We start from the raw sequence: 23,481 nt of genomic DNA, 5'->3' as shown, positions 1-23,481 counted from the left end.
TGCATATACATAACTGGAGCAGAACATGTCTGACGATCCGATCGTGATTACCGGAATGGGACTTGTCACACCGCTTGGCACGGGCGTCGAGGCGGTCTGGAAGCGCCTCCTTGAGGGCCGGTCTGGCATCCGTGCCATCGACCGCGTCGATGTCTCCGACCTGCCGACCCGTTTCGCCGGATTGGTGCCGTCGAAGAATGAGGATGCGGAAGCCGGCCTCGATATCGATTCCGTGGTCTCGACGAAGGAGCGGAAGAAGGTCGATCTCTTCACCATCTACGCCCTCGCGGCAGCGGAAGAAGCACTCAGCCAGGCGGGTTGGAAGCCGCAGGACCAGGACAGCCGAGACCGTACGGCGACTGCGGTCGCCACCGGAATTGGGGGTTTTCCGACCATCACCGAGGCCAAGGCCACGCTCGATCAGCGCGGCTACCGCCGTCTCTCCCCTTTCGTCATCCCCTCCTTCCTCGGCAACCTCGCAGCGGGAAACATATCGATCCGCTACGGCTTCCGAGGTCCGATCGACACTCCGGTCACGGCCTGCGCCGCAGGACTTCAGGCGATCGGCGACGGGGTACGCCTGATCCGTTCGGGCGAAGCGGATGTGGTGCTCGCCGGTGGGACCGAGGCCTGCATCGACCGGCTGACCATCGGCGGCTTCGCCGCCGCGCGGGCGCTATCCACCCGGAACGAGGATCCGGGCGCCGCCTCCCGCCCCTACGACCGGGACCGGGACGGTTTCGTGCTCGGAGAGGGCGCCGGGCTGGTGGTTCTGGAACGCAAGAGCCACGCGGAGTCGCGCGGCGCCGTTCCGCTGCTGGAAGTCGCGGGATACGGCACCAGCGCCGACGCCTATCACCTCACCGCCGGGCCGGAAGACGGCGGCGGCGCGGCGCTCGCCATCTCCGCCTGCCTGAAACGCGCGGGGATCGCGCCGGAGGAGATCGGTTACGTCAACGGTCATGCCACTTCCACCCCGGTCGGCGACCGGGCGGAACTGGCGGCCCTGCGCCGTGTATTCGGCAAGGCCCTCGCGGCAACGCCGATCTCCTCGACGAAATCCGCTGTCGGTCACCTGCTCGGCGCGGCCGGCGGCGTCGAGGCCGTCTTCACCGCGCTTGCCGTGTTGCGCGGCATGCTGCCCCCGACATTGAATTTCAACGCCCCGGATGCCGGCTCGGAGGATCTCGATTTCGTGCCCCTGACGGCACGCGCGAGCAATATCGGCGCAGCGCTCTGCAACAGTTTCGGCTTCGGCGGCGTGAACGCCGCGCTCTGCCTCAAGGCACTCAGGGCCTAGCCACCGGTCGCGGCCGTGTCACCGCTTTGGCAACGACGCGGCCGCGACCAGAAGCGCTACAGCAAACATCGCCGCCGCAACCGCTCCCAGTGCCGCCGAGATGGAAACGGCGGTCATGACCGCGCTCGCGAAGATGACTCCGACCGCGTTCCCTGTCCGCAACAGAGCAAAAACCTCCGGGCGCTTATCCGGCGGGACGAGAGTATCGAGGGTCAGGGAATAGTAAGTTCCAAGGGGCGCGATAACAGCGCCAATGATGACCGCCCCGGCGATTGTCGTCGCGAGGGACAGGCCCGACGCGGCCAGCGTGGCGCCGACGGCCATCAGCAACAAGAGAAGGACCACAGTCATGCGGGACAGACTGCGATTGAAAACACTGACCCAGATGCCGCCCAATACCGAAGCGACGCAAAGCGGCACGGTGAACATAATGGCAAGCGCGGGCTCGTAACCGAACTTGAGCGCGAGGGCGACGGCGCCGATCTCGATCGAGGCGACCACAGCGCCGCCCACGGTCGCACACAGCAGCCAGAGGGCAACCGCGGGTGTCAGTACCGAGGTCTTGGCCGTCTGTACCTTCTCGCCATGGACCGATGCGATATGCGGAACGATCAGGCAGGGGACGGCGCCGAGCGCCGCCAGCGCCAGGATGGCGAAGATGGGCGAGATGCTCCCGAGGCCGGACGCGATCACCGGAGACAGAACGAAGGTGACCTCGCCGAGCGTCGCCGCGATTCCGAGGGCCCTGGGTAATCCTGAAATCGTGGTCAGGTTGTTTAGGATCGAGCGCAGATACCCAAATGCGGCGCCGTTCACCGAGCCCGCGACCGCCGCGCAGACGAACAGCCAGATAAAGGGGACGCCGGAGAAGGCCAGAAGCGCCAAAAGCGTCAGCGCCGCCGTCCGGGTCAGAATCAGGAGCTGCAGATAGCGCGCCGCGGGCACGTTCCGGCCAAGGCGTGTGATCGGGACCGCGCCAAGCACCTGGGCCAGCGTCATGACCAGGATCAGCGCCGCGCCCCCGCTGGCATCGCCGGTGAGGCTGAGCGTGAGCAGCGAGAACGCGACCGGGCTCGCCGCCTGGGGTACGTTCAAGGTCGCGGAGGAGACGAACCAGCGCAGCAGCGCCCAGCGGCTTCTCGGCGTTCCCTCGAGCGGAGGGCCGGAATCGTCGGCCTGAACATCGGGACGGTCGGTCATGTCGAGCGCTGTGCTTTGGCAAGGTCGGGAAAGCGGCGGCGATTCCAGCCCGGATGGACCGGGCCGTTCCCGGACGTTCTACCCATGATGGGATGAGGACGTTACCCCACGAGGACGGACCTTACCGCCGGGCATCCCGGTGTCAATGCCGGGGCGCCGGCATCACCAGACTGTGGCGGCGGCCTCGCCCGCGATGCGGCCGAGCGCCACGGCCGTGAGCAGACCGTTGCCGGAGAGATAGCCCGAGATTTCCGGCCCGGAGACGCCGACGGCGGCGCCGCCTGCGGCGAATAGGTTGAGAAAGCTGGAGCCGTCCTCGCGCAGCACCCGCGCTTCGCCATCGACGGCCAATCCGCCCTGGGTGTGGAACAGGGCGCCGGTGACGCGGACGGCAAAGAAGGGCGCCTGAAGCGGCGGCGTCTTGCCGAGATCGCGGCCGAACCGGTCGACCTCGTCCTCGTAGGTTTCCGACATTGCGGCCTCCAGATTCTGCTGCGGAGCGCCGGTAAACTCGGCCAAAGTCTCCAAATCGTTACATTGGCGGACGGCACCCGCATGAACCGCGTCCCGGTAATCCGGAAACTCCAGCCCGAGCGTATGCAGCCGTGCGTCATAAATGTCGAAAGCGATGCCGCCCGGCTGCTTCAGCACGTCGACCGCCTGCTCGCTATAGCCTTGATGCTCGTTGGCGAAACGCCCGCCGGTGCGGTTCACCTGGATGCCGCCTTCCATCATCAACGCCCAGGTGATCAGGATCCGGTGCGGCATGGCAAGTGAGCCATGCCCCTGGCAGCCCGTCAGATCGCGGATCTCCGCACCGAGCGCCTCGCCCCAGATCACCGCGTCGCCCGTATTCCCCGCATGCCCGTGATATTCGGCGCCAGCCATCGTGGGAATATGCTCCGCCACCATGTCCGGATTGCCGCCATAGCCGTTGCAGGCGAGAATCAGGCTGCCGCAGCCGATCATCTCCTGGCTGCCGTCCGGCCGCGTCACCTCGACCCCGGCGATCATGCCGTCCTCGTCGGCGAAAAGCGTCGTCACGCGGGCGCCGGTCATGACCGGAACGCCCGCCTCCATCACCGCCTGAAGCAGCCGCGTCAGCAGCGCCTCGCCCGTGTGCTCCGGCACCGCATGCATCCGGAGCCGGCTGTGCCCCGGATAGAGAAAACCGTCCAGCAGCTCGAAGGGAATGCCATGCTCATCTTCGAGCCATTCGAGGGCGGGGCCGATGGCCTCGACCACTTCCGCCGCCACCGTCGGGTCGGAACGGTCGTGGGATTTGCGCTGGATATCCTCAAGGAACAGCCCGGGATCGTCGTCGATCCCCTTTGCATGCTGCCAGCGCGTCGCCGGCGCGGGAATGAAGCCCGAAGACATGGAGGTGGAGCCGAACGGACTCTCGTCCCGCTCCAGCACCAGCACCTCTCCCCCCGCGTCAGCCGCCGCCAGCGCGGCCGTCAGCCCGCAAGCCCCGGCACCGACGATCACGATCTGGACTCGGGCCTCGAATTCAACCTCTTCGGCGGACGCGATCCCGATCATGCGGTGAGCCTTCCGATCATTTCCGCGCAGGTCTCGATCCCCGCGACGCTCTTCAGCGCAGCGATGTTGGTCTCGTGCACTTCCGGTGAGAAGGCAGCACAGCCGTCCGAGAGAACGGTGACGTGAAAATCCCGCACATGGGCGTCCCGCACCGTCGAGGCGACGCCGCCGTTGGTGACGATCCCGCCGACCACGAGATGCTCGATCCCGGCGCGGTTCAGCACCCATTCGAGGCGGCTCATGTAGAAGGCGGAGAAAGCCACCTTCTCGACCTTGATGTCGGCCGGTGCCAGCTCGTCGATCAGGTCCTGCCCGAAACCGCCGGGGGCGAAGTCGCCTTTCCGGAGGAACGGACGGAGCTGCTTCAGGTGCGGCGAGATGAAAGGCTCGCCGCCCTTGCCCGGCACCAGGGTAAAATGGGTCGAGACGATCCAGCCGCCGGCCGCCCGCATGGCATCCGCCACCGGCTTCAGCTTGGCCGGCAGGGCCGCGATCTCGACCGCCTTGGCGCCGCCACGGGCATAGGCGCCCTCGGGATGAAGGAAATCGTTCTGCATGTCGACCAGCAACAGCGCCGTGGTCGCCGGGTCGAATCTGCCCGCCATCAGCCTTTCCTCGCGATCACGAAATTGCCGTAGCTGTCGACCGTGCCTTTGAGATCCGGATCGACGATGATCGTGGTATCCGCCTGCTCCAGTACAGCCGGCCCCGGAACCTCGGCCCCGACCGGAAGCGAGAGCCGGTCATAGATCGGGCTGTCCCACCATTGGCCGTCGAACCAGATCTTCCGTTCGCCGGTGCGCGAAGCCGCGTCCGAACCGCCCGCGGCAGGAGCCAACAGGGCGAGATCGAATTTCGGCCGCTTGCCGATGACGGCGACGCGAAGGTTCATAACGCGGATACCGATCCCTTCCAGCAAACTGCCAAAGGTTGCCCGGTAGGTCTCCTCGAAGGCGGCACGGATCTTTGTAGTGTCGAGCACGGCCTTACCACCCTCGACCGCTCCGCTCACCGGAACCGAGACTGTATGGGTCTGGCCGAGATAGAGCATGTCGAACTCGACCAGCCGCTCGACGCCTTCGAAGACGACGTCTGCGCCGGAGAGCAGGCCTTCGGCCTCGGCGACGATCTCCGCGACAATGCCGTTCAGCTCCGCAGTATCGAGATCTTCCAGCATCGTGTTCAGAGTCTGCACCCGGTCGTGCCGCATATCCGCGATGACGCAGCCGAGCGCGCTGGTGACGCCGGGATAGCGCGGGACCAGCGCCCGGGCGAGGCCGACTTCCTTGATGAGCGCGCCGGTATGGAGCGCGCCCCCGCCGCCGAACGGCATGGCGGTGAAGCTCTTCGGATCGTGCCCGCGCTCGATGGAGACGAGACGGATCGCGCCCGCCATCTTGGCGTTGGCGACACGGACGATGGCTTCCGCCGCCTCCATCACTTCGATCCCGAGCGGGTCGGCGACATGGACGCGGATCGCTTCTTTCGCCGCCTCGACGTCGAGCCGGGCAAGCTTGCCGCCGATCGGACGCTCGGCGTTGATCCGACCCATGACCACGTTCGCGTCGGTCACGGTCGGCCGTTTGTTGCCGAGCCCGTAGCAGACCGGCCCCGGGTCGGAACCGGCGCTTTCCGGCCCGACCTGCAGCAACCCGCCCCGGTCGACCGAGGCGATGGAACCGCCGCCGGCGCCGATGGTGGTGATCTCGATCATCGGGGTGCGGACGACCATGCCGAAATCGATCGAGGTCTGGGCGCTGAGCGCACTTTCGCCGTCTGCCACGAGCGAGACGTCGAAACTGGTGCCGCCCATGTCGCAGGTGATGATATTCGGCTCGCCCGCCGCCTCGGCGATATAGGCCCCAGCGATGACGCCGGCCGCCGGGCCGGAGAGAGCGGTGCGTACCGGCAGGGCGCGCGCCACCTCGGCCGACATGACGCCGCCGTTCGACTGCACGATCAGTACCTGGCCGCCGAAACCGCCGCCGCGCAGCCCGTCTTCCAGCCGTTCGAGATAGTTCCCGACCGGCGGCTGCAGATAGGCATTGAGCGAGGCGGTCGAGCCGCGCTCGAACTCGCGGATCTCCGGCAGGATCACGCTGGATGCCGTCACATGCGGGTTCGGCCAGACCTGCTTCACCGCGTCCAGCGCGATCTTCTCGTTCGCGTCGTTGGCATAGGCATTGACGAAGAAGACGCAAACCGACTCGGCTCCGCGCTCCAGCAGGGTCTTCGCCGCCGCCTTGACCGCTTCCGGATCGACCGGCGTGTGGACCGAACCGTCCGCCAGCACCCGCTCGTCCACCTCGAGGCGGAGATCGCGCGGAACCACGGGATCGAAGCTGCCCCAGAGGCCCCAGGTCTGCGGCCGGTCGCGCCGGCGCATTTCCAGCACGTCGCGGAACCCGGTTGTGGTGATCACCCCCGTGCGGGCGCCGTTACGCTCCAACAGCGCGTTGGTGCCGACCGTGGTGCCGTGCACGATGGTGCCGATGGCGCCGAGTTCGACACCGCCCTCGGCGATCCCGCCGCGGATACCTTGAGACTGGTCCGGCTTGGTCGAGGGCACCTTGGCAACGCCGCAGGTCCCGGCCGCCTCGTCGAGGAAGAAGAGATCGGTGAAAGTCCCGCCGACATCGACTCCGACGACGGTCTTCCGGCTCATGTCATTCATTGCGCAGACTCCGCGCGCAGGATTTCGGTAGCAGCGGCATCGACAGAACCGTCGGCCGCAATGATGGTGCGATAGGTCTCTTTGGCGGCCCCGGCGCTCACATAGCCGAGGCGCACGTCTTCCGCGACCACGGCCGGATCGCGCTCCAGCACGTCGCCGTAACCGCCGCCGCCCGGCGTCTCCAGCCGCACCTTCTGACCCTTCGCCAGCTTGATACCGACCATCTTGGAGGCCATCGGCGGGGTGTGGTCACCATCCGCCTGCTCGTAGGTGAATCTATTCAGCGCCGCCGCGCCGCCGCCGACCACGCCCTTCGGCGCAAAGCGGCCGCGCTCGCCGAAGAGGAAGACGTCCGCCTTCTCTTCCAGCAACTCGATCTCATAAATCGCGCCGAGCCCGCCGCGATGCCGTCCGGCGCCGCCGCTGTCGGGGCGGAGCGCCCACTGGGTGAAGCGCACCGGATAGGCGGCCTCGAGGATTTCCATCGGCGGGATCGTCGCGGTCGAGATCGGCGCGTTGCCGTGGTTGAGGCCATCGCCCTCCGGATTTCCGCCGTGGCCGCCGCCAAAGAAGGAGAACATCACCCAGCGTCGCCCGTCCTTGCGGTGTCCGGCGAGCGAGAGCGCGTTGATCGTGCCGTAGGCGCAGCCGTTCACCCGCTCCGGCGCCGCCGTGCTGAGCGCGACGAAGACCGTGTCGATGATGCGCAGGATGGTTTCCGTGTAGCCGCCCACCGGCTTCGGCGCGGAGACGCTGAGGAGGCTTCCGTCCGGGATCACGAACTCGATCGGCGAAAGCACACCCGCATTGGCCGGCACGTCCTTGAAGACATGCTTCAGCGCCACATAGCAGGAGGCAATGGCGGTCGAGCGGGAAATGTTCACCGGCCCGTCGCAGGCCGGCGAGGTACGGGAGAAGTCCAGCACCATTTTCTCGCCCGCGATAACGATATCCAGCGCGATCCGGAGCGGCTCGTCCACGATGCCGTCATTGTCGAGAAAATCATCTGCCGAATAGCGCCCGTCCGGCATGTCGCGGATCAGGCTGCGCATGAGCTTGCCCGCGCGGTCGCGGAGCTCTGTCATAGCGCCGGCGACGGTTCCGGCACCGTATTCGTCGAGCAGCGCGTGCAGCCGCTCGTTGCCGAGACGGAGTGCGTTGATCTGTCCGTTCAGGTCGCCGTAGAGGCTGCCCGGCAGCCGTGAATTGGCCTTCAGGATATCGATCACGTCAGTGCGCATCTCACCCTTCGAGAAGAGCTTCACCGGCGGGATCATCATCCCTTCCTGGAAACATTCGGTCGCGACCGGATTGTAGTTCCCCGGCACGTTGCCGCCGACATCGTGCCAGTGGCCGACCGAGGCGAGGAAGCAGAAGAGCTCCCCGTCGCGGTAGAAGGGCTGCACCAGCTTGAAGTCGGAAAGGTGGGTGCCGCCCTCGTAGGGATCGTTGAAGATGAAGACGTCGCCCTCTTCGATCCCCTCGCCGCCGAACTTGTCGATCACGGCCTTCACGGCGAAGGACATGGCACCGACGAAGATCGGCAGGCCGGACTTGCCCTGCACCAGCGTCTCGCCGGTGGTCGCGTGATAGAGGCCGTGGGACGCGTCATGCGCCTCGGCGATGATCGGGTTAAAGGCACTGCGGAACAGGGTCGCGTCCATCTCGTCCGCGATCTGCTCAAGCCGCCCCTTCAAAACCGCGAGCGTGACCGGATCGAGCGCGGCCATCAGACGCTCTCCCCATCGTATTTACGGCCCGCCTCGAGGATACCCGGCGTGCCGAGCAGTTCGTTCAACTGGCGGAAATCGAGCATCCTGTCCTGGAACGGCTTGGTCGAACCGTTGGCATGCAGGCTCTGGAAATACTCGGTAATGGTGACGGCGAGCGCACGCATCAGCCCGCCCGGGAAGATCACGATGTCGAAGCCGGCTTCCTGCAATTCCTCCGCCGTCATCGCCGGGGTCTTGCCGCCCTCCACCTGGTTGGCAAGCAGAGGAATGTCGGCACCGAAGCGCTTCACTACCTCGGCAATTTCCGCCTCGTCGCGCGGCGCCTCGACGAAGAGCACGTCGGCGCCTGCTTCCTTGTAGGCCGCCGCACGTTCCAGCGCCGCCTCGAAGCCCTCGACGCCAATCGCGTCGGTGCGGGCGACGATCTGGGTCGCCTCGTCCCGCCGCGCATCGACGGCGGCGCGGATCTTGCCGGCCATTTCCGACTTGGAGACCAGCGCCTTGCCGTCGAGATGGCCGCAGCGCTTCGGCATCGCCTGATCCTCGATCTGGATCCCGGCGGCGCCGGAGCGCTCCAGCAGACGGACGGTGCGCTGCACGTTGAGCGCGTTGCCGAAGCCCGTATCGGCGTCGACGACAAGCGGCAGGTCAACGCGCTCGGAGATATGCGAGACCACATCGGCGACTTCCTCGAGGCCGAAGAGACCGATATCGGGGCGGCCAAGACGCGTATAGGCGATGGAGGCGCCGGAGACGTAGAGCGCCTCGAACCCGGCCTTGGCCGCCGCCATGGCGCTGAAGGCGTCGAATACGCCGGGCGCCACGAGAATACCGGACTGCTTCAGTCGTTGTTTCAGGACGCTTGAGGGCGTCATGAGTGTTTCTCCAGTCGTTGCTCGAGATAGGGAACGAGCCCGCCGGCCGCGACGATGCGGCGGAGATGCTCGGGAACAGGTTCGGCGGCAATGGTCGCGCCGGTGGTCTTGTTGGTGATCGTGCCGGAAGCCGGATCGAGCTCCAGCTCGTGTCCGACCTCGACATCGGCCTCCGCATCGGCAACCAGCGCCAGCAAGCCGAGATTGAAGGCGTTGCGGTAGAAGATCCCGCCGAAGCTCTTGGCGATCACCGCCTTCACGCCGAGACGGACCAGCACCTCGGCCGCCTGCTCGCGGCTGGAGCCGATGCCGAAATTGCGCCCCGCGACGATGACGTCGCCCGGCTGAACCTGCCTGGCGAAATCGAGGTCGATGGCTTCTAGACAATGCGCCGCCAACTCCTCGATCGGGCCTTTCATGTAGGCGCCGGGGGCAAGCAGGTCGGTATCGACATTGTCGCCGTATTTCCAAACCTTGCTCATGCGCCGTTCTCCGCGAGGAAAGGCCGCGGATCGGCGACCCGGCCGCGCACCGCCGTCGCCGCCACCGTGTAGGGTGAACCGAGATAAACCTTGGAGGAACGCGCGCCCATGCGGCCTTTGAAGTTGCGCGCGGTGGAGGCCATGCAGGTCTCGCCTTCGGCCAACACACCCGCACCGTAGCCCGCGCAGGCGCCGCAACCGGACGGCATCAGGATCGCGCCCGCCTCAGTCAACTTGGCGAGGGTTCCGTCGGCCGCAGCAGCAGCCGTAACGCGCGTGGATGCCGGTGCGATCAGCAGGCGTGTCGAACTCGCGACCTTGCGCCCACCGAGCACTTCGGCTGCCATGCGGAGGTCTTCCAGCTTCGCGCCCGTACAGGCGCCGATATAGCACTGATCAACGGCGACATCGTCCGCCTCCTCCACCGGACCCGAATTGGCCGGGCTGTCCGGCGCCGCGACCTGCGGGCCGAGCGCCGAAGCGTCGAATTCGTGGGTCACGCGATAGACCGCATCCTCGTCGCCGCGGAAAGGCGTGCCCTCCGACGGATTGGCTCCTGCGGCGCGGATATAATCGGCCGTCGTGCCGTCGGCGGCGATCAGACCCGCCTGGGCACCTAGTTCGGCCGCCATGTTGGACATGGTCATGCGCTCGGTCATCGAGAGGCCGGCGATGGTGCTGCCGGTATATTCCACCGCCTGGTAATCGCCGCCATCCATGCCAAGCGTGGCGCAGAGCTTGAGCATCATGTCCTTGGCGGAGGAGCCGTGCGGCAGGCTCCCCCTCCAGTCGATGCGGATGGTTTCAGGCACCCGGATCCAGGTCTCGCCGGTCACCAGCACGCCCGCCATATCCGTCGCGCCGACGCCGAACATGTAGCAACCGAAGGCACCTCCAGTCGGCGAATGACTGTCGCCGCCGACCACGAACATGCCCGGCTTCAGATGCCCGCGCTCCGGCAGGACGACATGGCAGATGCCCTGCTGGTCGTAGAAGCTCTCGATCTCCTGCTCCTTCACCCAGTCCCGGGTGAGCTTCAGGATCGCCGCGCTCTGCTGGTCCACGGCCGGGACGTAATGGTCGGAGATGACGACCACCTTGCTGTTGTCCCAGACCTTGACCCCGAGCCGCTCCAGCACCGGCTTCACCCGGCGCGGACCGCCGCTGTCGTGGATCATGGCGAGATCGACCTTGCAGGTGACGATCTCGCCTGCCCGGACGCTGTCCTGCCCGGCGGCGCGGGCGATGATTTTTTCCGCGAGCGTCTGACCCGTTGGCTGGCCCATGGACTACATCCCCAGATAGGAGCGGCGCAGCTCCTCGTCGTTCATCAGGTCCTTCGCCGCGCCTTCAACGGTGATCAGACCGTTTTCCATGACATAGGCACGATCGGCGATTTCCAGTGACTGCACGACGTTCTGCTCGACCAGGAAGACCGCGAGCCCTTGCGAGCGCAGCTTCTGGATCAGTGCGAACATCTCCTCCACCAGCAGCGGCGAAAGGCCGAGCGACGGCTCGTCGAGGATCAGCAGACGCGGCTCCGCCATCAGGCCCCGCCCGATCGCCAGCATTTGCTGCTCGCCGCCGGAAAGCGTCCCGGCATATTGGCCGAAGCGCTCTTTCAGGCGCGGGAAGGTCTCGACCACATGCTCGATATTGCGCGCCCGGTTCGGCTTCGCCCGGCGGTAGGAGCCGAGTTCGAGATTCTCCCGCACCGTCATGTTCGGGAAGACCCTACGTCCTTCGGGCACCTGGATCAGGCCCCGGTCGACGATCTCTTCCGATCCGGCTCCGGCGATCTCGATCCCGTCGAACCGGATGCTTCCGGCGAACGGCTTGAAGATGCCGGAGATATTGTTGTTAAGCGTCGACTTGCCGGCGCCGTTGCTGCCGAGCAGCGCGACCAGTTCGCCCTCGCCGACCTTGAGCGAAACGCCGTGCAGCACCTTGGCCTGGCCGTAGCCGGCGCGGAGATCCGTCACCTCAAGCATTGGCGCCTCCCGCGGCCTTCATCCGTTCCGCAGCGCCGTGCCCGAGATAGGCCTCGATCACATCAGGATCGTGCGCGATTTCCGTCGGGCTGCCTTCGGCGATGATCTCGCCGTAGTTCAGCACATAGGCCCGGTCGGAGAGCTTCATCACCGCCTGCATGACATGCTCGATGAGCAGGATAGTGACGCCGCTATCGCGGATACCCTGGATAATCTCGACGATTTCGAGAATCTCGGTCGCGTTCAGCCCGGCCATCACCTCGTCTAGCAGCAGTAGCTTCGGCTGTGTCGCCAACGCCCGCGCCAGCTCGAGCCGCTTGCGTCCGGCCACGGTCAGGTCGCCCGCAGGCTGGTCGAGCCGCCCGCCCATGCCAACCCGCGCGGCAACGGCGGAGGCCAGTTCCAGCGCCTCGCTCCGGTTGGCGATCCGTGTATGAGCCCCGACGGCGATGTTCTCGCGCACGGAGAGCCCGGCAAAGGGCTTCACCACCTGGAACGTCCGGACCATGCCGCGAAGGCAGATCTCGTGCGGTTTGCGGCCGGTGATGTCCTGTCCGTCCAGCATGACGGAGCCGCCGTTCGGCTTCAGGAAACCGGCGATGGAGGCGAAGAGCGTGGTCTTGCCGGCGCCGTTCGGGCCGATCAGGGAGACGATCTCGCCCTCATCGACAAGCAGGCTCGCGCCGTTCACCGCGACCAGCCCGCCGAAGCGTTTTGTAAGGGAGGTGACCTCAAGCATGACCGTCCTCCTTCTTCGCGGACAGACGCTTCCAGATCACCTCGGCCAGACCGACAAGACCGCGCGGCATGTAGGCGAGGATCAACACCAGGATGATACCGAAGAGGATCAGGTCGACGCCCGGCCGATCGCCCAGCATGGCGCCGATGGTCTCCTTGGCGAACTCGCCAACGAGATGGATGAAAGCGGAACCGAGCAACGGGCCGATCACCGTGCCGAGGCCGCCGATGATTGCGGCGAACAGAGCCTCGACCGACTTGCCCGGGCCGTAGGCGATGCCCGGATCGACGAAGAGGAACTTCTGGACGTAATAGATCCCGGCGAGCGATGTCACCGCGGCGGAGAGGCAGATCGCTCCCATCTTGACCCGGAAGGCGTTGATGCCAAGCGCCTCGGCCGCATCCTCGTCCTCGCGCACGGCCTGGAGCTGCGCGCCGAAACGGGAATGGTTAAGCCACCCGGTAACGGCGAAACCGATCAGCAGGCAGAAGAGGATGGTGTAGTAGTAGCCGGCCTCGGAAAGGAACGGACCGGCGAAGGTGAACTGGAAGGTTTCGATCGCCTTCTCCGGATCCTGATTCAACGCGAGCTGCACACCACGCCCGCCCTCGGTGACGGAAATGAGCGAGCGGGAGAGCACGTGGAACGCCTCGGCGAAGGCCAGCGTCACCAGCGCGAAGTAGGAGCCGCGCAACCCGTAACGGAAGCTGAGGAAACCGACGAAGGCGCCGACCGCAACCGCGCCGCCGATGGCAAACCACATCGTCACCCACGGGCTCCAGCCGAGCTTGTATTGCAGCAGCGCCTGCAGATAGGCCGCGGTTCCGAAGAACAGCGCGTGGCCGAAGGAATATTGCCCGCCATAACCGCCGAGAATGTTCCAGCCCTGCCCGAGCAACGCGGCGAAGAGCGTCAGCTCGATGAACTCCATCCAGCGTCCGGAATGGATCGCGAAGGGTGCGACCAGCAGCGCGGCGATAAGGATCGCCCAGCCGGCCCGTTGTGCGTTTGCCCCGGTCATAGGCGTTGCCCGAAGAGGCCGGTCGGCCGGAAGAGGAGGATCAGGATGAAGATCGCCGAGATGGTAATGAGTCCGAGGCTCTCGCCGAGATAGAGCCGGCCGATCTGCTCCGTCACCCCGATGATGAGGCCGCCGACCAGCGCGCCGACGAAGCTCCCCATGCCGCCGAGCACGACGACGGTGAAGGCGATCAGCACGAAGAGATAGCCGACTTGCGGGAAGACCGCATAGGTCGGCGCCAGCAGGCTCGCCGCGGCGGCGACGCAGGCGGTGCCGATACCGAAGCTGACGGCGAAGATATGCTCGACATTGATGCCCATCAGGCGCGCGCCCTGCCGCTCCTTGGCAACGGCGCGGATCGCCTTTCCGGTATCCGTGTAATGCATGAAGGCCCAGAGCGCGGCAGTGATCAGAAGCGAGCCCGCGAGTGCCGCGAGCTGTGGCCAGACGACATAGACGACGCCGAGATCGATCCCGTCGAAATCATAAGGCACCTGCACGTTGCGCTCGTTCGCGGAGAAGGCGAAGAGGGCGAAATTCTCCAGCACGATGGAGACCCCGAGGGTCGCCAGCAGGATGATCTCGTCCCGCCCGTGGCTCGCCCGCCCGATCACGCTGCGCTGCAGGAGATAGCCGAAACAGAACCCGCCCGGCACCACGATCAGCATCGCGAGATAGGGATCGATCCCGAACCCGCTCCAAAGAAAGAACACAGCGTACATGGCCAGCATCAGGAGACTGCCATGGGCGAAATTGATGATGTGCAGAACCCCATAGATCAGCGTCAAACCGAGCGCAACGAGAGCGTAGATCGCACCGAGAAAGACGCCGCTGATGGCGGAGCCGAATACCGTCTCCAAAGAATAGGACGGCAGGCTGATACCGAGAAAATCCATTTATGTCAGTCGCGTTCAGGCCGCATTGAGTGGCGGAGACGGCCCCAACCGTCCCCGCCACAGGTTCAGAGCCGGTCTCAGGCCGGGCGCGGGAACACCGGGGCCTTGGTCGCGAACTCTTTCGGCGCAACGACTTCGATATCCTTGCCGAGCACCTGCATGACCATGGCCTGCGCACCTTCGTTCTGGCCATTGACCATCTTGGTCGGACCGTAAGGCATGAAATGCCCGGACCAGTTGCTGGACGCCATCGCCTCGATGATCTTGGCGCGGTCGGCGGAACCGGCACGCTCCATGGCGTCGGCGGCGAACATCATCGCCTCATAGGCGAGGAAGACTTCGTAAGAGAAGGACTTGCCTGCTGCCTCGGTCTTCTTGCGCAGGGCCTGAGCGGCCTCCTTGCGCGGATCGAACCAGTGATTGCAGTCCATCACGTATTCGGCCGCATCCGGAAACTCGTTGACGAAGCGGTACTGCGAGGAGGCGCCGCCAAGAACGGAATAAATCGCCTTCGGCTTCACGCGCTGGCGCTGCAGGGTGCGCAGGAACAGCACGCCATCGCCATAATAGTGCGACGGGATAACCAGATCCGGATTCGCTTCCTTGATCTTTAGCGCGATGTTGTTGAAGTCCTTGTTGCCGGTCGGATGCGGCAGCACTTCCTTCACCTCGAAACCGGCCGGGGTCAGGTTTTTCTCCAGAAGACCGGCCATGAAACTGCCGAACGGCGTGGTGTTCTCATGCACGATCACCACCGACTTGGTCGGCTTGCCCGCCGCGTCGTTGATCGCGATCAGATGGTCGACGCCAGCCTTGGTGATGGAGCCGAAGCCCGGGCCGAAACGGAAGGTGTTCTCAAGGCCGCGGCCGACGATCTTGTCGTTCACTCCGACATCGACGACATGCGGGATTCCGTACTTCGCTGCCGCCTGGGTGGTGGCGAGGCAGATGCCGGAGGCATAGGCGCCGACGATTGCGGAGACGCCCGCCTCGTTGAACTTCTCGACCTCGGCTGCGCCGATCTCCGCCTTTGACTGGGCGTCGCCCAGAACGGCCTCAAGCTTCGCACCGCCGAGCGCCTTGATACCGCCCGCCGCGTTAATTTCCTCGATCGCGGCAAGCGCGCCGAAGCGGCACTGGGTGCCGGAGAATTGCAGGAAGCCGGTCACCGGATGGACCACGCCGACCTTCACCGGATCGGCGGCGCGCGCGATATGCGGCACGCCGAGCGTGCCGGCCGCGGCAAATGCGCCGCCGGCAGCCACGCCAGCCAGCACCTGGCGGCGGGAGAACTGATCGAAAGTCTTGGTCTTTGTCATTGCCTTAATCCCCTGTTCGGTTGGCTCAGTCTTTTAGGTTCGTTGCCGCGTCCTGGCTCGGAGTCCAGGTGTTATGGGTCTCTCCGCGCACGCGGGAGAGCACCATGCGGTACTGGTACTGGTCCGGACGATAGAGCGCGGTGATGTACTCGACCGGGCGTCCGCCCCGGTCCTTCACGATGCGGTTGATCTTCATCAGGGCCGATCCCGCCTCGATCCCGAGATGGCCGGCAACACCGGCATCGGCGAGGGTGGCGGAAATCGTCTGTGTCGCCGCATCGACTTGAACTCCGCTCCGTTCCAGCAGCGAAAGCAGAGGCCTGTTGGCGAGATCCGATGCATCGTAGCGCCGGCCGATATCGGCCGGCACATAGGTCGTGAGGAAGGAAAACGGCTGCCGTTCGACGCTGCGCACGCGAACCGAACGCTGAACTTCCTGCCCGATAGGGCAGGAGAGCGCCGCCGCAACCTCCTCGGCCGCCGGGACGTATCCGAAGGAGAGCAGCTTGACCTCGGTCTCCAGCCCCATGGCCATCAGGTTCTCGAGCAGGCCGTCCATGGAGGACTTGAAGGCCCGCGCCTTCGGCCGGTAGCGCACCCGCGTTCCGCGCCCGCGCTCGCGCACCACGAGTCCTTCCGCCGCCAACTCGTCGAGCGCCCGTTTCGCGGTGATGCGGGAGACATCGTAGGTCTCCGCCAGCTCCTGCTCACCCGGGATCAGGGCGTCATATTCATGCAGCCCATCGGTGATCTGCTGGCGCAAAATCAGGAAAATCTGGTGGTAGAGCGGCATGCGAAGCGCCCCGCTCACACCCTGAATCCCAGCACTGACAACCCGGTCGGCCATGAAAACCCCTAAACACTAAATGATATATTGATATGCGTTTAAGATTTGCGGCAAGCGGAATCTGATCGCCGAAACGCACTCTTCGCGCTCGGGAACGGATCTGTCCGTATCCATCCATGACAGCCCCCACTCCCGGAACGGGTTGGCCACGCCTGTTCCGACGGCCGGAAATGGAATGCGGTCGGAAAGACCGATACCGCCTGTGACGCTGTCCGGCGGTTCTGCTAAGAGACGATTGGGGACATAGACCCTTGTTCCGCTGGTCTTGCTGCGAGGACGACACGTGCACTACTTGGCGATTTGCGCGATTTTCCGGGACGAGGCACGGTACCTCGCCGAATGGCTCACGCATTACGAGCTGCAGGGCGTCGAACATTTTTACCTCTACGACGACCAGAGTTCCGATACTCCGGAGGAGGTGCTTCGCCCCTGGCTTGATCGCGGGGTGGTCACGCTGCACAAGGTCGACGCTACGGAACAGCGTCAGCGCTGGGCCTATACGCATTGTATCAATACACACCGCAATGAAGCGTTCTGGGTCGGTTTCTTCGATATCGACGAGTTTGCGTTCGTCCGAAACCGGCCGGAATCGCTGGCCGAAATGATGCCCCGCTATGAGGGGTTTCCGGGGCTGGGTATCAACTGGGTCTGCTATGGAAGCTCCGGCTTCGAAACGCCCCCGGGGCCGCTGGTCACCACCAGCTATCAACTTCGCGGCATGATGGGGTTCAGGACGGGCGAACCGAGTTTCCTCAAAGACGGGCGGGCCGGCACCTGCGCCGACGACTTCTATCCTTACAACGCTCACATCAAGAGCATCATTCGACTCGACGCCGTCGAGCGGATGATTTCGCCGCACAGTTTTCTCTACCGCAACGACGCCCTTGCGGTGAGCCCAAGTGGCAGGCCCATCGTCGACACCACACTCCGCGCTTTCAGCCGGACCGTGGAAACGGCGACCCTCAGGATCAATCACTATTGGTCCAAGTCCAAGCGCGAGTTCCGGACCAAGATCGGGCGCCGGCGCGCCGACATCAAAGAGTATTACGGCGAGCATATCGCCTTCCTGCGCGAGGCCGGCATGAATCTGGAGTACGATCCCTCCATCCTGCCGGATGCCTGCAACATCGCCGAAAAGATCGGCGTTCAGTTCTCGCCCGGAACTGAAGCGGAGTGGCGGGAGCGGGAGGCGTTTCAGAAATCGCGGGATCTAAATGCCGAGGCGCAGGTCCATTTCGAAGAACTGAAAGCCGCCGATCGCTCCTCTACCCGTTGACCGGCGCGAAATTCACGCCTTAATCTTACAGCCGTATGCATGGCGATGGCGTCGCCGCCGACCTGTGTCGGGCATGCATCCCTTTCGCGTCTCACTCGGCGCGAAAGCGATCCAACATCCTGTACGCCCGGATGGATTTTCCGGGCGCTTCTTGCGTCCGATTTCGATATGGAGGCCAGGATGACGCCGATCGGCGAACGCCCAACCCACTTCACCCGCCACAATGGCGCGAAAGCGCCACTGCCTTTCTCCACAGCGGAATACGACCGCCGGCTCAAGGGGCTGCGGACACTCATGGATGGCCTCGGCGTCGAGGCCGTGCTGTTCACCTCGATGCACAACATCGCCTACTACTCGGGCTTCCTCTATTGCAGCTTCGGGCGACCGTTCGGCTGCGTGGTGACCCGGGACAAATGCACCACGGTTTCCGCCAATATCGACGGCGGCCAACCCTGGCGGCGCAGCGTCGACGAAAACGTTATCTACACAGACTGGCAGCGGAACAATTTCTGGCGTGCCGTCAAAGAGCTGATCGGCGCTGCGGGTAAAATCGGGATCGAAGGGGATCACCTGACCCTGCAGGCCCGCGACACGCTGGCGGAAGTGGGCGGCATCAAGGAGATCGTCGATATCGCCCCGGCAGCGATGCGCCAGCGCATGGTGAAATCGCCGGAGGAAATCGCCTTGATCCGCGAAGGCGCCCGGGTCGCCGATATCGGCGGGGCCGCCATCCGCGACGCAATCCGGGTCGGCGCCCGGGAAATCGATGTCGCGATCGCGGGACGAGACGCGATGGAGCTCGCCATCGCCGACGCCTTTCCCGACAGCGAGATGCGCGATACCTGGGTCTGGTTCCAGTCCGGGCTCAATACCGACGGCGCACACAATCCGGTCACCATGCGCAAGCTGGAAGCGGGCGACCTGCTCAGCCTCAACACCTTTCCGATGATCTCCGGCTATTACACCGCGCTGGAGCGCACTCTCACCCTCGGCGAGCCGGACAAGGACACGCTCCGGCTCTGGGAGGCGAATGTCGCGGCGCACGAGCTCGGGCTTTCCCTGATCAAGCCGGGCGCGCGCTGCGACCGGATCTGTGACGAGATCAACCGGTTCTTCCAGGAGCATCGCCTGCTCGACTACCGTTCTTTCGGCTATGGCCATTCCTTCGGCGTGCTCTCGCATTACTACGGTCGGGAAGCGGGCCTGGAGCTGCGCGAGGACATCGATACGGTCTTGGAGCCCGGAATGGTCGTCTCCATGGAGCCGATGCTCTGGGTTCCCGAAGGCACGCCCGGGGCCGGCGGCTACCGGGAGCACGATATCCTGGTGATCGGTGCCGACGGCGCGGAGAACATCACCGGGTTCCCCTACGGACCCGGCCACAACATAGTCTCCGTCTGACCACTTTGCCGTCTGGGTCCCGGCCGAGGTTGAGCGCGCATTCGCCGCCGCCTATAGTCGGGATCCAATGACGTCGATCATCCCCCTCGTTCCGCTGCTTCTCAGCATTGCAATCCTGCTCATGGGCAACGGCCTGCAGGGCACGCTTCTGCCTGTCCGTGCGGGCATGGAAGCCTTCGGCTCGGTCGAGATCGGCATTCTCGGTTCGGCCTATTTTCTCGGCTTTATGGCCGGCTGCCTCTATGGACCGCGTGTGGTGCGGGTTGTGGGCCATATCCGCACCTTTACCGGCATGGTGGCGGTCGCCTCGACCGTGGTGCTCATCCATGCGCTGGTGCTGGAGCCGATCATCTGGTGGAGCTTGCGGGCGATAACCGGTTTCTGCTTCGCGGTGCTCTACATGGTGGTCGAAAGCTGGCTGAACGAGAAATCGACCAACCAGAACCGAGGCCTCGTCTTCTCCGTCTATACGATCATCAACCTGACCGTCATCACGGTCGGCCAGCTGCTGTTGATGACCGCGGATCCGAAGAGCTTCCCGCTCTTCGCCTTCGCCTCGATCCTGGTTTCTATCGCAGCCGTACCCGTGGCGCTGACCCGCATCGACCAGCCGGCTCCGCTGGAGGTCGTTCAGCTCCGGCTCTTACGGCTGTTCCGTATCTCGCCGGTCGGCGTCGTCGGCTGTATCGCGGTCGGCGTCGCGAACGGCGCCTTCTGGTCCCTGGCGCCGGTCTACGCCCTGAACGCAATGGGGGACAGCGCCGTCTCCAGCGTTGCCATCTTCATGAGCATCGTGGTGATCGCCGGCGCCATCGGGCAATACCCGCTCGGCAGGCTCTCCGACCGCATCGACCGGCGCCTCGTCATCATCGGCGCCTGCCTCGGCTCCGCGACCGCCGGAATCGGCATGGTCCTGCTCGCCGCCTACATTCCTTTCGGGGTGTTCGTCTTCGGATTCATGTTCGGGCTGTTCGCGTTTCCCATATACGCACTCAGCGTCGCGCATCTAAACGACTTCATCACCGAGCCGTCCGATTATGTGGAAGCCGCCAGCGGTCTGCTCCTGGTCTTCGCGATCGGTGCGATCGCCGGACCGACACTGGCCTCGGCGGTCATCGACCTGGTCGGCATCCAGTATCTCTTCGCCTTCACTGCCACCGTCCACATTCTCGCCGCCGCCTTCTGCGCCTACCGGATGAATGTGCGGGCCCCGGCGCCGGTCGAAGACCACATCGCCTTCAACGATGCCGTGGTCCTCGCCCAGACCACGGCGGCGGTCGACCCGCTCAGCCCGGAAGATGGCGAAACAGGGGAAACCGCCCCGGACGAAAAGCCCGCCGTCTAATCGCGAAGCGCGATGGCGATCGCCGCGCCGCCCATCACCGTAGCACTCGCCCTGTTTGCGATCCGCACCGCCCGGGGGCTGCGCATCAGGTTTCGGGCCCCGGCCGCCAGCACGACATAGCTGAGGTCAATAGCCGCGAGCACTGTAACCAACGTGATCGAGATCGCCGCCCAATCGGAGATTGAGACGTTGCCCAGATCGATCAGGGTCGGCAGCAGAGCAAGGTAGAAAACCATGATCTTCGGATTTCCGAGGGTGACCGCCATTCCCGAGAGGAACATCTTGATGCCGCTGCGCGGTTCCGGCAGCGTCTTGCCCGAAGTTTCCGCCGGTACCGTCCACATCCTCCAGGCAAGCCAGGACAAATACCCGACGCCGAGCCATTTGATGACGACGAAGGCGGAATGAAACGCCTCGGCCACGGCCACAAGTCCGACGATCGCCATTGTCAGCCAGATCAACTCGCCGAGCCACATCGCCATCACGAACGGCAGGACAGCCCGCCAGCCGCGCGCCAGAACTTGCGCGACGAGCGCGGCAAGGCTCGGCCCGGGAGATCCGGCGGCGAGCGCGAGAGCGATGGCGAATACCAGCAGCGAGGCCAAGTCCATGGATGGATTCCTTCGGATATAACGCCGTGCAATTTGCCCGTGAGGCGCATCGACAGCAAGCAATCTCAGGCGTTCCGAACCTCGTCCAGGAAGCGGCGTACCGTCTCGTTCAGCGAGTTGGATTGCTGCGCCACCTCGCGTGCGGTCTGCAGCACCTGGCTGGCTGCGGTGCCGGTTTCCTCCGCGCCTTCCGTCATCGAGGTGATGTTGGAGGAAACCATCTGCGTCCCTTGTGCCGCCTCCTGGACGTTGCGGCTGATCTCGGAGGTTGCTGAATTTTGCTCCTCCACAGCCGAAGCGATCCCCGTCGCGATCTCGCTCACCCGCGCCACCGTCTCCGTGATGGTACCGATGGCACTGACCGCACTGCTCGTCTCGTTCTGCATGGCGGAGATTTGGGCGGTGATCTCTTCCGTCGCCTTGGCGGTCTGGTTGGCGAGGTTTTTCACCTCGCTCGCCACCACGGCGAATCCCTTTCCCGCCTCGCCGGCCCGCGCCGCCTCGATGGTGGCATTCAGGGCAAGCAGGTTGGTCTGCTCGGCGATATCGTTGATCAGACCGACTATCTCACCGACTTTCTGCGCGGCCTGGTCGAGCCCGACCATGGACTCGCGGGTATGTTCGGCCTGCTCGGACGCCTCCGCACTGATCCGGGTGGATTCGCTCACCTGCTGGCCGATCTCGCGGATCGAGGAGGCAAGCTGCTCGGCTGCAGCGGCAACCGTTTCCACGTTCGCAGACGCTTCCGTCGAGGCTGCGGCGACGGAGCCGGCCTGGCTCTGCGTGTTCTCCGCGATGTTCGCCATCGATTGGGCGGTGGAGTCGAGCTCCGTGGTTGCGCTGGCAACACTGCGCAGCGCCTCGCTGACCGCATTGTCGAAATTCTGGGTGATGTCCTCGATCCGCTTGGCACGCGCCTCGCGCCGCTCGCGAGAGCGCTCCTGCTCCGCCTGCATTTCCTCATTGCGGACCATGTTCTCGCGGAAGACTTCGACAGCCCCCGCCATCTCGCCGATCTCGTCTCCTCGGCCGGCTCCCGGGATCTCGACCTGCAGATTGCCTTCTGAAAGCTCCCGCATGACTCCTGTCATCTGCACCACCGGTCGCAGCGCGGTCCGGGCGGTGGTGTAGCCGATACCGGCGAGCAACAGGAACATCACCACTCCGACAATGGCGAGGATGTTCCGCATCTGCCGAACAGGACCGAGAATTTCGGCTTCGCTCATCTCTCCGAGCACAGCCCAGCGAACGCCCGAAAACTCGAAAGGCTTGAACACCGAATAGACGGACACGCCCAGATAGTTGACACCTTTCACGGTGCCTTCCTCTCCGGCGAGAGCGCGTTCGGCAGCTTCGGTCTCTGCCTTGGCATGCAACACCGCTTCCTCGCCCGATACCCGCGACGAACTCCGGAGCAGACGGTCGGCGCCGACGAGGATCGTTTCGCCGGTATCGCCCATGCCTGTCGTATCCCGCATGAGACGGTCGATAAGCTGATCCGGGATTTGGAAGAAAAGGCCGCCCGCGAACTCTCCACGAACGAAAAGAGGTGTGGCAATGAAAGCAGTCGGCTTCCCGCCACGCGGCTCGTAGGCGACGAAATCCGTCATCACGACCTGCCCCGCCTCCGGGGCCTCAGCCAGACGGGCAAAGGTCCGGGCCAATTCCGTGTCTTTCCAGGGCCCCTCGATCAGGTTCGTCGCATAATCCTGTTCCTTCAGCACACTGTAGACGATGTTGCCGTCGGAATCGATCAGCATCACGTCGGCGTAGCCGCGGTCTTCCTGCAGCTTGCGGAACCAGGGATGGTTCTCCAGATGGTACTTGGTGTAACCGGAATCGTCCTCCGCCTTGTCAAGCAGCTGCTTGCTGCCGACGGGGTTCGGGTTGTCCTCGATATAGAGCTTCTGAAGCGTTTCGGTCGGATCGCCCTTACGCGCAAAGAGCCGGAAACCGAACTTGAACCCGTTCAGCGCCTTCTCGGATCCGGTATTCGCAGCGACGATCAGGAGGTCGTCCCGGACCGACCCGAAAAGCGTCCTCAGCGCAGCCATCCGCGCCACTGACATGGCCTCGAGCTGCGCGAGCGCGCGCTCTTCCATTTGCCGCGCCGACTGGAAATAACTGAAGGACGCCACCACGAGGATCGACAGAGCCGTCGCGATTCCGACGAGCGCCGGGATCTTGGTCGACAGATTGATATTTTTCACGTCAGCCTATCCGAGA

20 protein-coding genes are annotated in these 23,481 nt (G+C 64.7%); 4 read left to right on the top strand and 16 right to left on the bottom strand.

All coding sequences use genetic code 11. The annotated features are described in order from the left end of the window. The first annotated feature begins 25 nt into the window (after nucleotides 1–25). On the top strand, nucleotides 26–1,300 hold the full coding sequence (fabF, locus tag NUH88_RS16785; protein ID WP_257767549.1) for a beta-ketoacyl-ACP synthase II: 1,275 nt from the start codon (nucleotides 26–28) through the stop codon (nucleotides 1,298–1,300). An 18-nt stretch (nucleotides 1,301–1,318) separates the two neighbouring features. On the opposite strand, the gene NUH88_RS16780 is transcribed toward fabF, so the two are convergent. The 14 genes from NUH88_RS16780 to NUH88_RS16715 all read right to left on the bottom strand — a co-directional run bounded on the left by NUH88_RS16780 (nucleotide 1,319) and on the right by NUH88_RS16715 (nucleotide 16,622). Beyond that, the gene (locus tag NUH88_RS16780; protein ID WP_257767548.1) at nucleotides 1,319–2,500 is read right to left on the bottom strand and encodes an MFS transporter; all 1,182 of its coding nucleotides are present in this window, start codon (nucleotides 2,498–2,500) and stop codon (nucleotides 1,319–1,321) included. 162 nt (nucleotides 2,501–2,662) lie between these two features. Next, complete coding sequence (locus NUH88_RS16775) at nucleotides 2,663–4,045, bottom strand: FAD-dependent oxidoreductase (protein WP_257767547.1); 1,383 nt, start codon at nucleotides 4,043–4,045, stop codon at nucleotides 2,663–2,665. Continuing rightward, nucleotides 4,042–4,650 (bottom strand): cysteine hydrolase family protein, encoded by a 609-nt coding sequence (locus NUH88_RS16770; protein WP_257767546.1) that lies wholly within the window; start codon nucleotides 4,648–4,650, stop codon nucleotides 4,042–4,044. Before NUH88_RS16770 ends, NUH88_RS16775 begins: the two co-directional genes overlap by 4 nt. Beyond that, entirely contained in the window at nucleotides 4,650–6,719 is a 2,070-nt protein-coding gene (locus NUH88_RS16765; RefSeq protein ID WP_257767545.1) for a hydantoinase/oxoprolinase family protein, read from the bottom strand. The genes NUH88_RS16770 and NUH88_RS16765 overlap by 1 nt, the downstream gene beginning before the upstream one ends. Next, on the bottom strand, nucleotides 6,716–8,449 hold the full coding sequence (locus NUH88_RS16760) for a hydantoinase B/oxoprolinase family protein (protein WP_257767544.1): 1,734 nt from the start codon (nucleotides 8,447–8,449) through the stop codon (nucleotides 6,716–6,718). Before NUH88_RS16760 ends, NUH88_RS16765 begins: the two co-directional genes overlap by 4 nt. Beyond that, entirely contained in the window at nucleotides 8,449–9,327 is an 879-nt protein-coding gene (locus tag NUH88_RS16755) for an isocitrate lyase/PEP mutase family protein (RefSeq protein WP_257767543.1), read from the bottom strand. Before NUH88_RS16755 ends, NUH88_RS16760 begins: the two co-directional genes overlap by 1 nt. After that, entirely contained in the window at nucleotides 9,324–9,809 is a 486-nt protein-coding gene (locus tag NUH88_RS16750) for a LeuD/DmdB family oxidoreductase small subunit (RefSeq protein WP_257767542.1), read from the bottom strand. The genes NUH88_RS16755 and NUH88_RS16750 overlap by 4 nt, the downstream gene beginning before the upstream one ends. Continuing rightward, the gene (locus NUH88_RS16745) at nucleotides 9,806–11,095 is read right to left on the bottom strand and encodes a 3-isopropylmalate dehydratase large subunit (RefSeq protein ID WP_257767541.1); all 1,290 of its coding nucleotides are present in this window, start codon (nucleotides 11,093–11,095) and stop codon (nucleotides 9,806–9,808) included. The genes NUH88_RS16750 and NUH88_RS16745 overlap by 4 nt, the downstream gene beginning before the upstream one ends. 3 nt (nucleotides 11,096–11,098) lie before the next feature. Then, nucleotides 11,099–11,800 (bottom strand): ABC transporter ATP-binding protein, encoded by a 702-nt coding sequence (locus tag NUH88_RS16740; RefSeq protein WP_257767540.1) that lies wholly within the window; start codon nucleotides 11,798–11,800, stop codon nucleotides 11,099–11,101. After that, nucleotides 11,793–12,539 (bottom strand): ABC transporter ATP-binding protein, encoded by a 747-nt coding sequence (locus NUH88_RS16735; RefSeq protein ID WP_257767539.1) that lies wholly within the window; start codon nucleotides 12,537–12,539, stop codon nucleotides 11,793–11,795. Before NUH88_RS16735 ends, NUH88_RS16740 begins: the two co-directional genes overlap by 8 nt. After that, nucleotides 12,532–13,560, bottom strand: coding sequence for a branched-chain amino acid ABC transporter permease (locus tag NUH88_RS16730; RefSeq protein WP_257767538.1), 1,029 nt, complete (start codon nucleotides 13,558–13,560; stop codon nucleotides 12,532–12,534). Before NUH88_RS16730 ends, NUH88_RS16735 begins: the two co-directional genes overlap by 8 nt. After that, nucleotides 13,557–14,456 (bottom strand): branched-chain amino acid ABC transporter permease, encoded by a 900-nt coding sequence (locus NUH88_RS16725; RefSeq protein ID WP_257767537.1) that lies wholly within the window; start codon nucleotides 14,454–14,456, stop codon nucleotides 13,557–13,559. Before NUH88_RS16725 ends, NUH88_RS16730 begins: the two co-directional genes overlap by 4 nt. A 77-nt stretch (nucleotides 14,457–14,533) precedes the next feature. Continuing rightward, complete coding sequence (locus NUH88_RS16720) at nucleotides 14,534–15,775, bottom strand: ABC transporter substrate-binding protein (protein WP_257767536.1); 1,242 nt, start codon at nucleotides 15,773–15,775, stop codon at nucleotides 14,534–14,536. A 25-nt stretch (nucleotides 15,776–15,800) separates the two neighbouring features. Beyond that, nucleotides 15,801–16,622 carry a GntR family transcriptional regulator gene (locus tag NUH88_RS16715; RefSeq protein WP_257767535.1) on the bottom strand — a complete coding sequence of 274 codons (822 nt, stop codon included), beginning with the start codon at nucleotides 16,620–16,622 and terminating at the stop codon, nucleotides 15,801–15,803. A 283-nt stretch (nucleotides 16,623–16,905) separates the two neighbouring features. Between NUH88_RS16715 and NUH88_RS16710 the strand changes: the two genes are divergently transcribed. The 3 genes from NUH88_RS16710 to NUH88_RS16700 all read left to right on the top strand — a co-directional run bounded on the left by NUH88_RS16710 (nucleotide 16,906) and on the right by NUH88_RS16700 (nucleotide 20,644). Next, nucleotides 16,906–17,898 (top strand): glycosyltransferase family 92 protein, encoded by a 993-nt coding sequence (locus NUH88_RS16710; protein WP_257767534.1) that lies wholly within the window; start codon nucleotides 16,906–16,908, stop codon nucleotides 17,896–17,898. 180 nt (nucleotides 17,899–18,078) lie between these two features. Beyond that, nucleotides 18,079–19,299, top strand: a complete 1,221-nt coding sequence (locus NUH88_RS16705) for an aminopeptidase P family protein (protein ID WP_257767533.1) — start codon at nucleotides 18,079–18,081, stop codon at nucleotides 19,297–19,299. Between the two features lie 67 nt (nucleotides 19,300–19,366). Then, nucleotides 19,367–20,644, top strand: a complete 1,278-nt coding sequence (locus tag NUH88_RS16700) for an MFS transporter (RefSeq protein ID WP_257767532.1) — start codon at nucleotides 19,367–19,369, stop codon at nucleotides 20,642–20,644. On the opposite strand, the gene NUH88_RS16695 is transcribed toward NUH88_RS16700, so the two are convergent. Next, nucleotides 20,641–21,255 carry a LysE family translocator gene (locus NUH88_RS16695; protein ID WP_257767531.1) on the bottom strand — a complete coding sequence of 205 codons (615 nt, stop codon included), beginning with the start codon at nucleotides 21,253–21,255 and terminating at the stop codon, nucleotides 20,641–20,643. The genes NUH88_RS16700 and NUH88_RS16695 overlap by 4 nt on opposite strands. Before the next feature lie 65 nt (nucleotides 21,256–21,320). After that, nucleotides 21,321–23,465 (bottom strand): methyl-accepting chemotaxis protein, encoded by a 2,145-nt coding sequence (locus NUH88_RS16690; protein WP_257767530.1) that lies wholly within the window; start codon nucleotides 23,463–23,465, stop codon nucleotides 21,321–21,323. Between the last annotated feature and the right edge of the window lie 16 nt (nucleotides 23,466–23,481).

This window comes from Nisaea acidiphila (assembly GCF_024662015.1).
GTDB classification, from domain to species: Bacteria; Pseudomonadota; Alphaproteobacteria; order Thalassobaculales; family Thalassobaculaceae; genus Nisaea; species Nisaea acidiphila.
The sequence above is the reverse complement of the archived record's forward strand: the minus strand, read 5'-3'. Positions and strand labels throughout refer to the sequence as shown.

Coding starts and splice junctions, on each gene's coding strand:
- NUH88_RS16750 (WP_257767542.1), bottom strand. CDS start 9,809: ATGAGCAAGGTTTGGAAATACGGCGACAATGTCGATACCGACCTGCTT.
- NUH88_RS16740 (WP_257767540.1), bottom strand. CDS start 11,800: ATGCTTGAGGTGACGGATCTCCGCGCCGGCTACGGCCAGGCCAAGGTG.
- NUH88_RS16700 (WP_257767532.1), top strand. CDS start 19,367: ATGACGTCGATCATCCCCCTCGTTCCGCTGCTTCTCAGCATTGCAATC.
- NUH88_RS16745 (WP_257767541.1), bottom strand. CDS start 11,095: ATGGGCCAGCCAACGGGTCAGACGCTCGCGGAAAAAATCATCGCCCGC.
- NUH88_RS16755 (WP_257767543.1), bottom strand. CDS start 9,327: ATGACGCCCTCAAGCGTCCTGAAACAACGACTGAAGCAGTCCGGTATT.
- NUH88_RS16705 (WP_257767533.1), top strand. CDS start 18,079: ATGACGCCGATCGGCGAACGCCCAACCCACTTCACCCGCCACAATGGC.
- NUH88_RS16695 (WP_257767531.1), bottom strand. CDS start 21,255: ATGGACTTGGCCTCGCTGCTGGTATTCGCCATCGCTCTCGCGCTCGCC.
- NUH88_RS16760 (WP_257767544.1), bottom strand. CDS start 8,449: ATGGCCGCGCTCGATCCGGTCACGCTCGCGGTTTTGAAGGGGCGGCTT.
- NUH88_RS16730 (WP_257767538.1), bottom strand. CDS start 13,560: ATGACCGGGGCAAACGCACAACGGGCCGGCTGGGCGATCCTTATCGCC.
- NUH88_RS16735 (WP_257767539.1), bottom strand. CDS start 12,539: ATGCTTGAGGTCACCTCCCTTACAAAACGCTTCGGCGGGCTGGTCGCG.
- NUH88_RS16725 (WP_257767537.1), bottom strand. CDS start 14,456: ATGGATTTTCTCGGTATCAGCCTGCCGTCCTATTCTTTGGAGACGGTA.
- NUH88_RS16770 (WP_257767546.1), bottom strand. CDS start 4,650: ATGGCGGGCAGATTCGACCCGGCGACCACGGCGCTGTTGCTGGTCGAC.
- fabF (WP_257767549.1), top strand. CDS start 26: ATGTCTGACGATCCGATCGTGATTACCGGAATGGGACTTGTCACACCG.
- NUH88_RS16780 (WP_257767548.1), bottom strand. CDS start 2,500: ATGACCGACCGTCCCGATGTTCAGGCCGACGATTCCGGCCCTCCGCTC.
- NUH88_RS16765 (WP_257767545.1), bottom strand. CDS start 6,719: ATGAATGACATGAGCCGGAAGACCGTCGTCGGAGTCGATGTCGGCGGG.
- NUH88_RS16715 (WP_257767535.1), bottom strand. CDS start 16,622: ATGGCCGACCGGGTTGTCAGTGCTGGGATTCAGGGTGTGAGCGGGGCG.
- NUH88_RS16720 (WP_257767536.1), bottom strand. CDS start 15,775: ATGACAAAGACCAAGACTTTCGATCAGTTCTCCCGCCGCCAGGTGCTG.
- NUH88_RS16775 (WP_257767547.1), bottom strand. CDS start 4,045: ATGATCGGGATCGCGTCCGCCGAAGAGGTTGAATTCGAGGCCCGAGTC.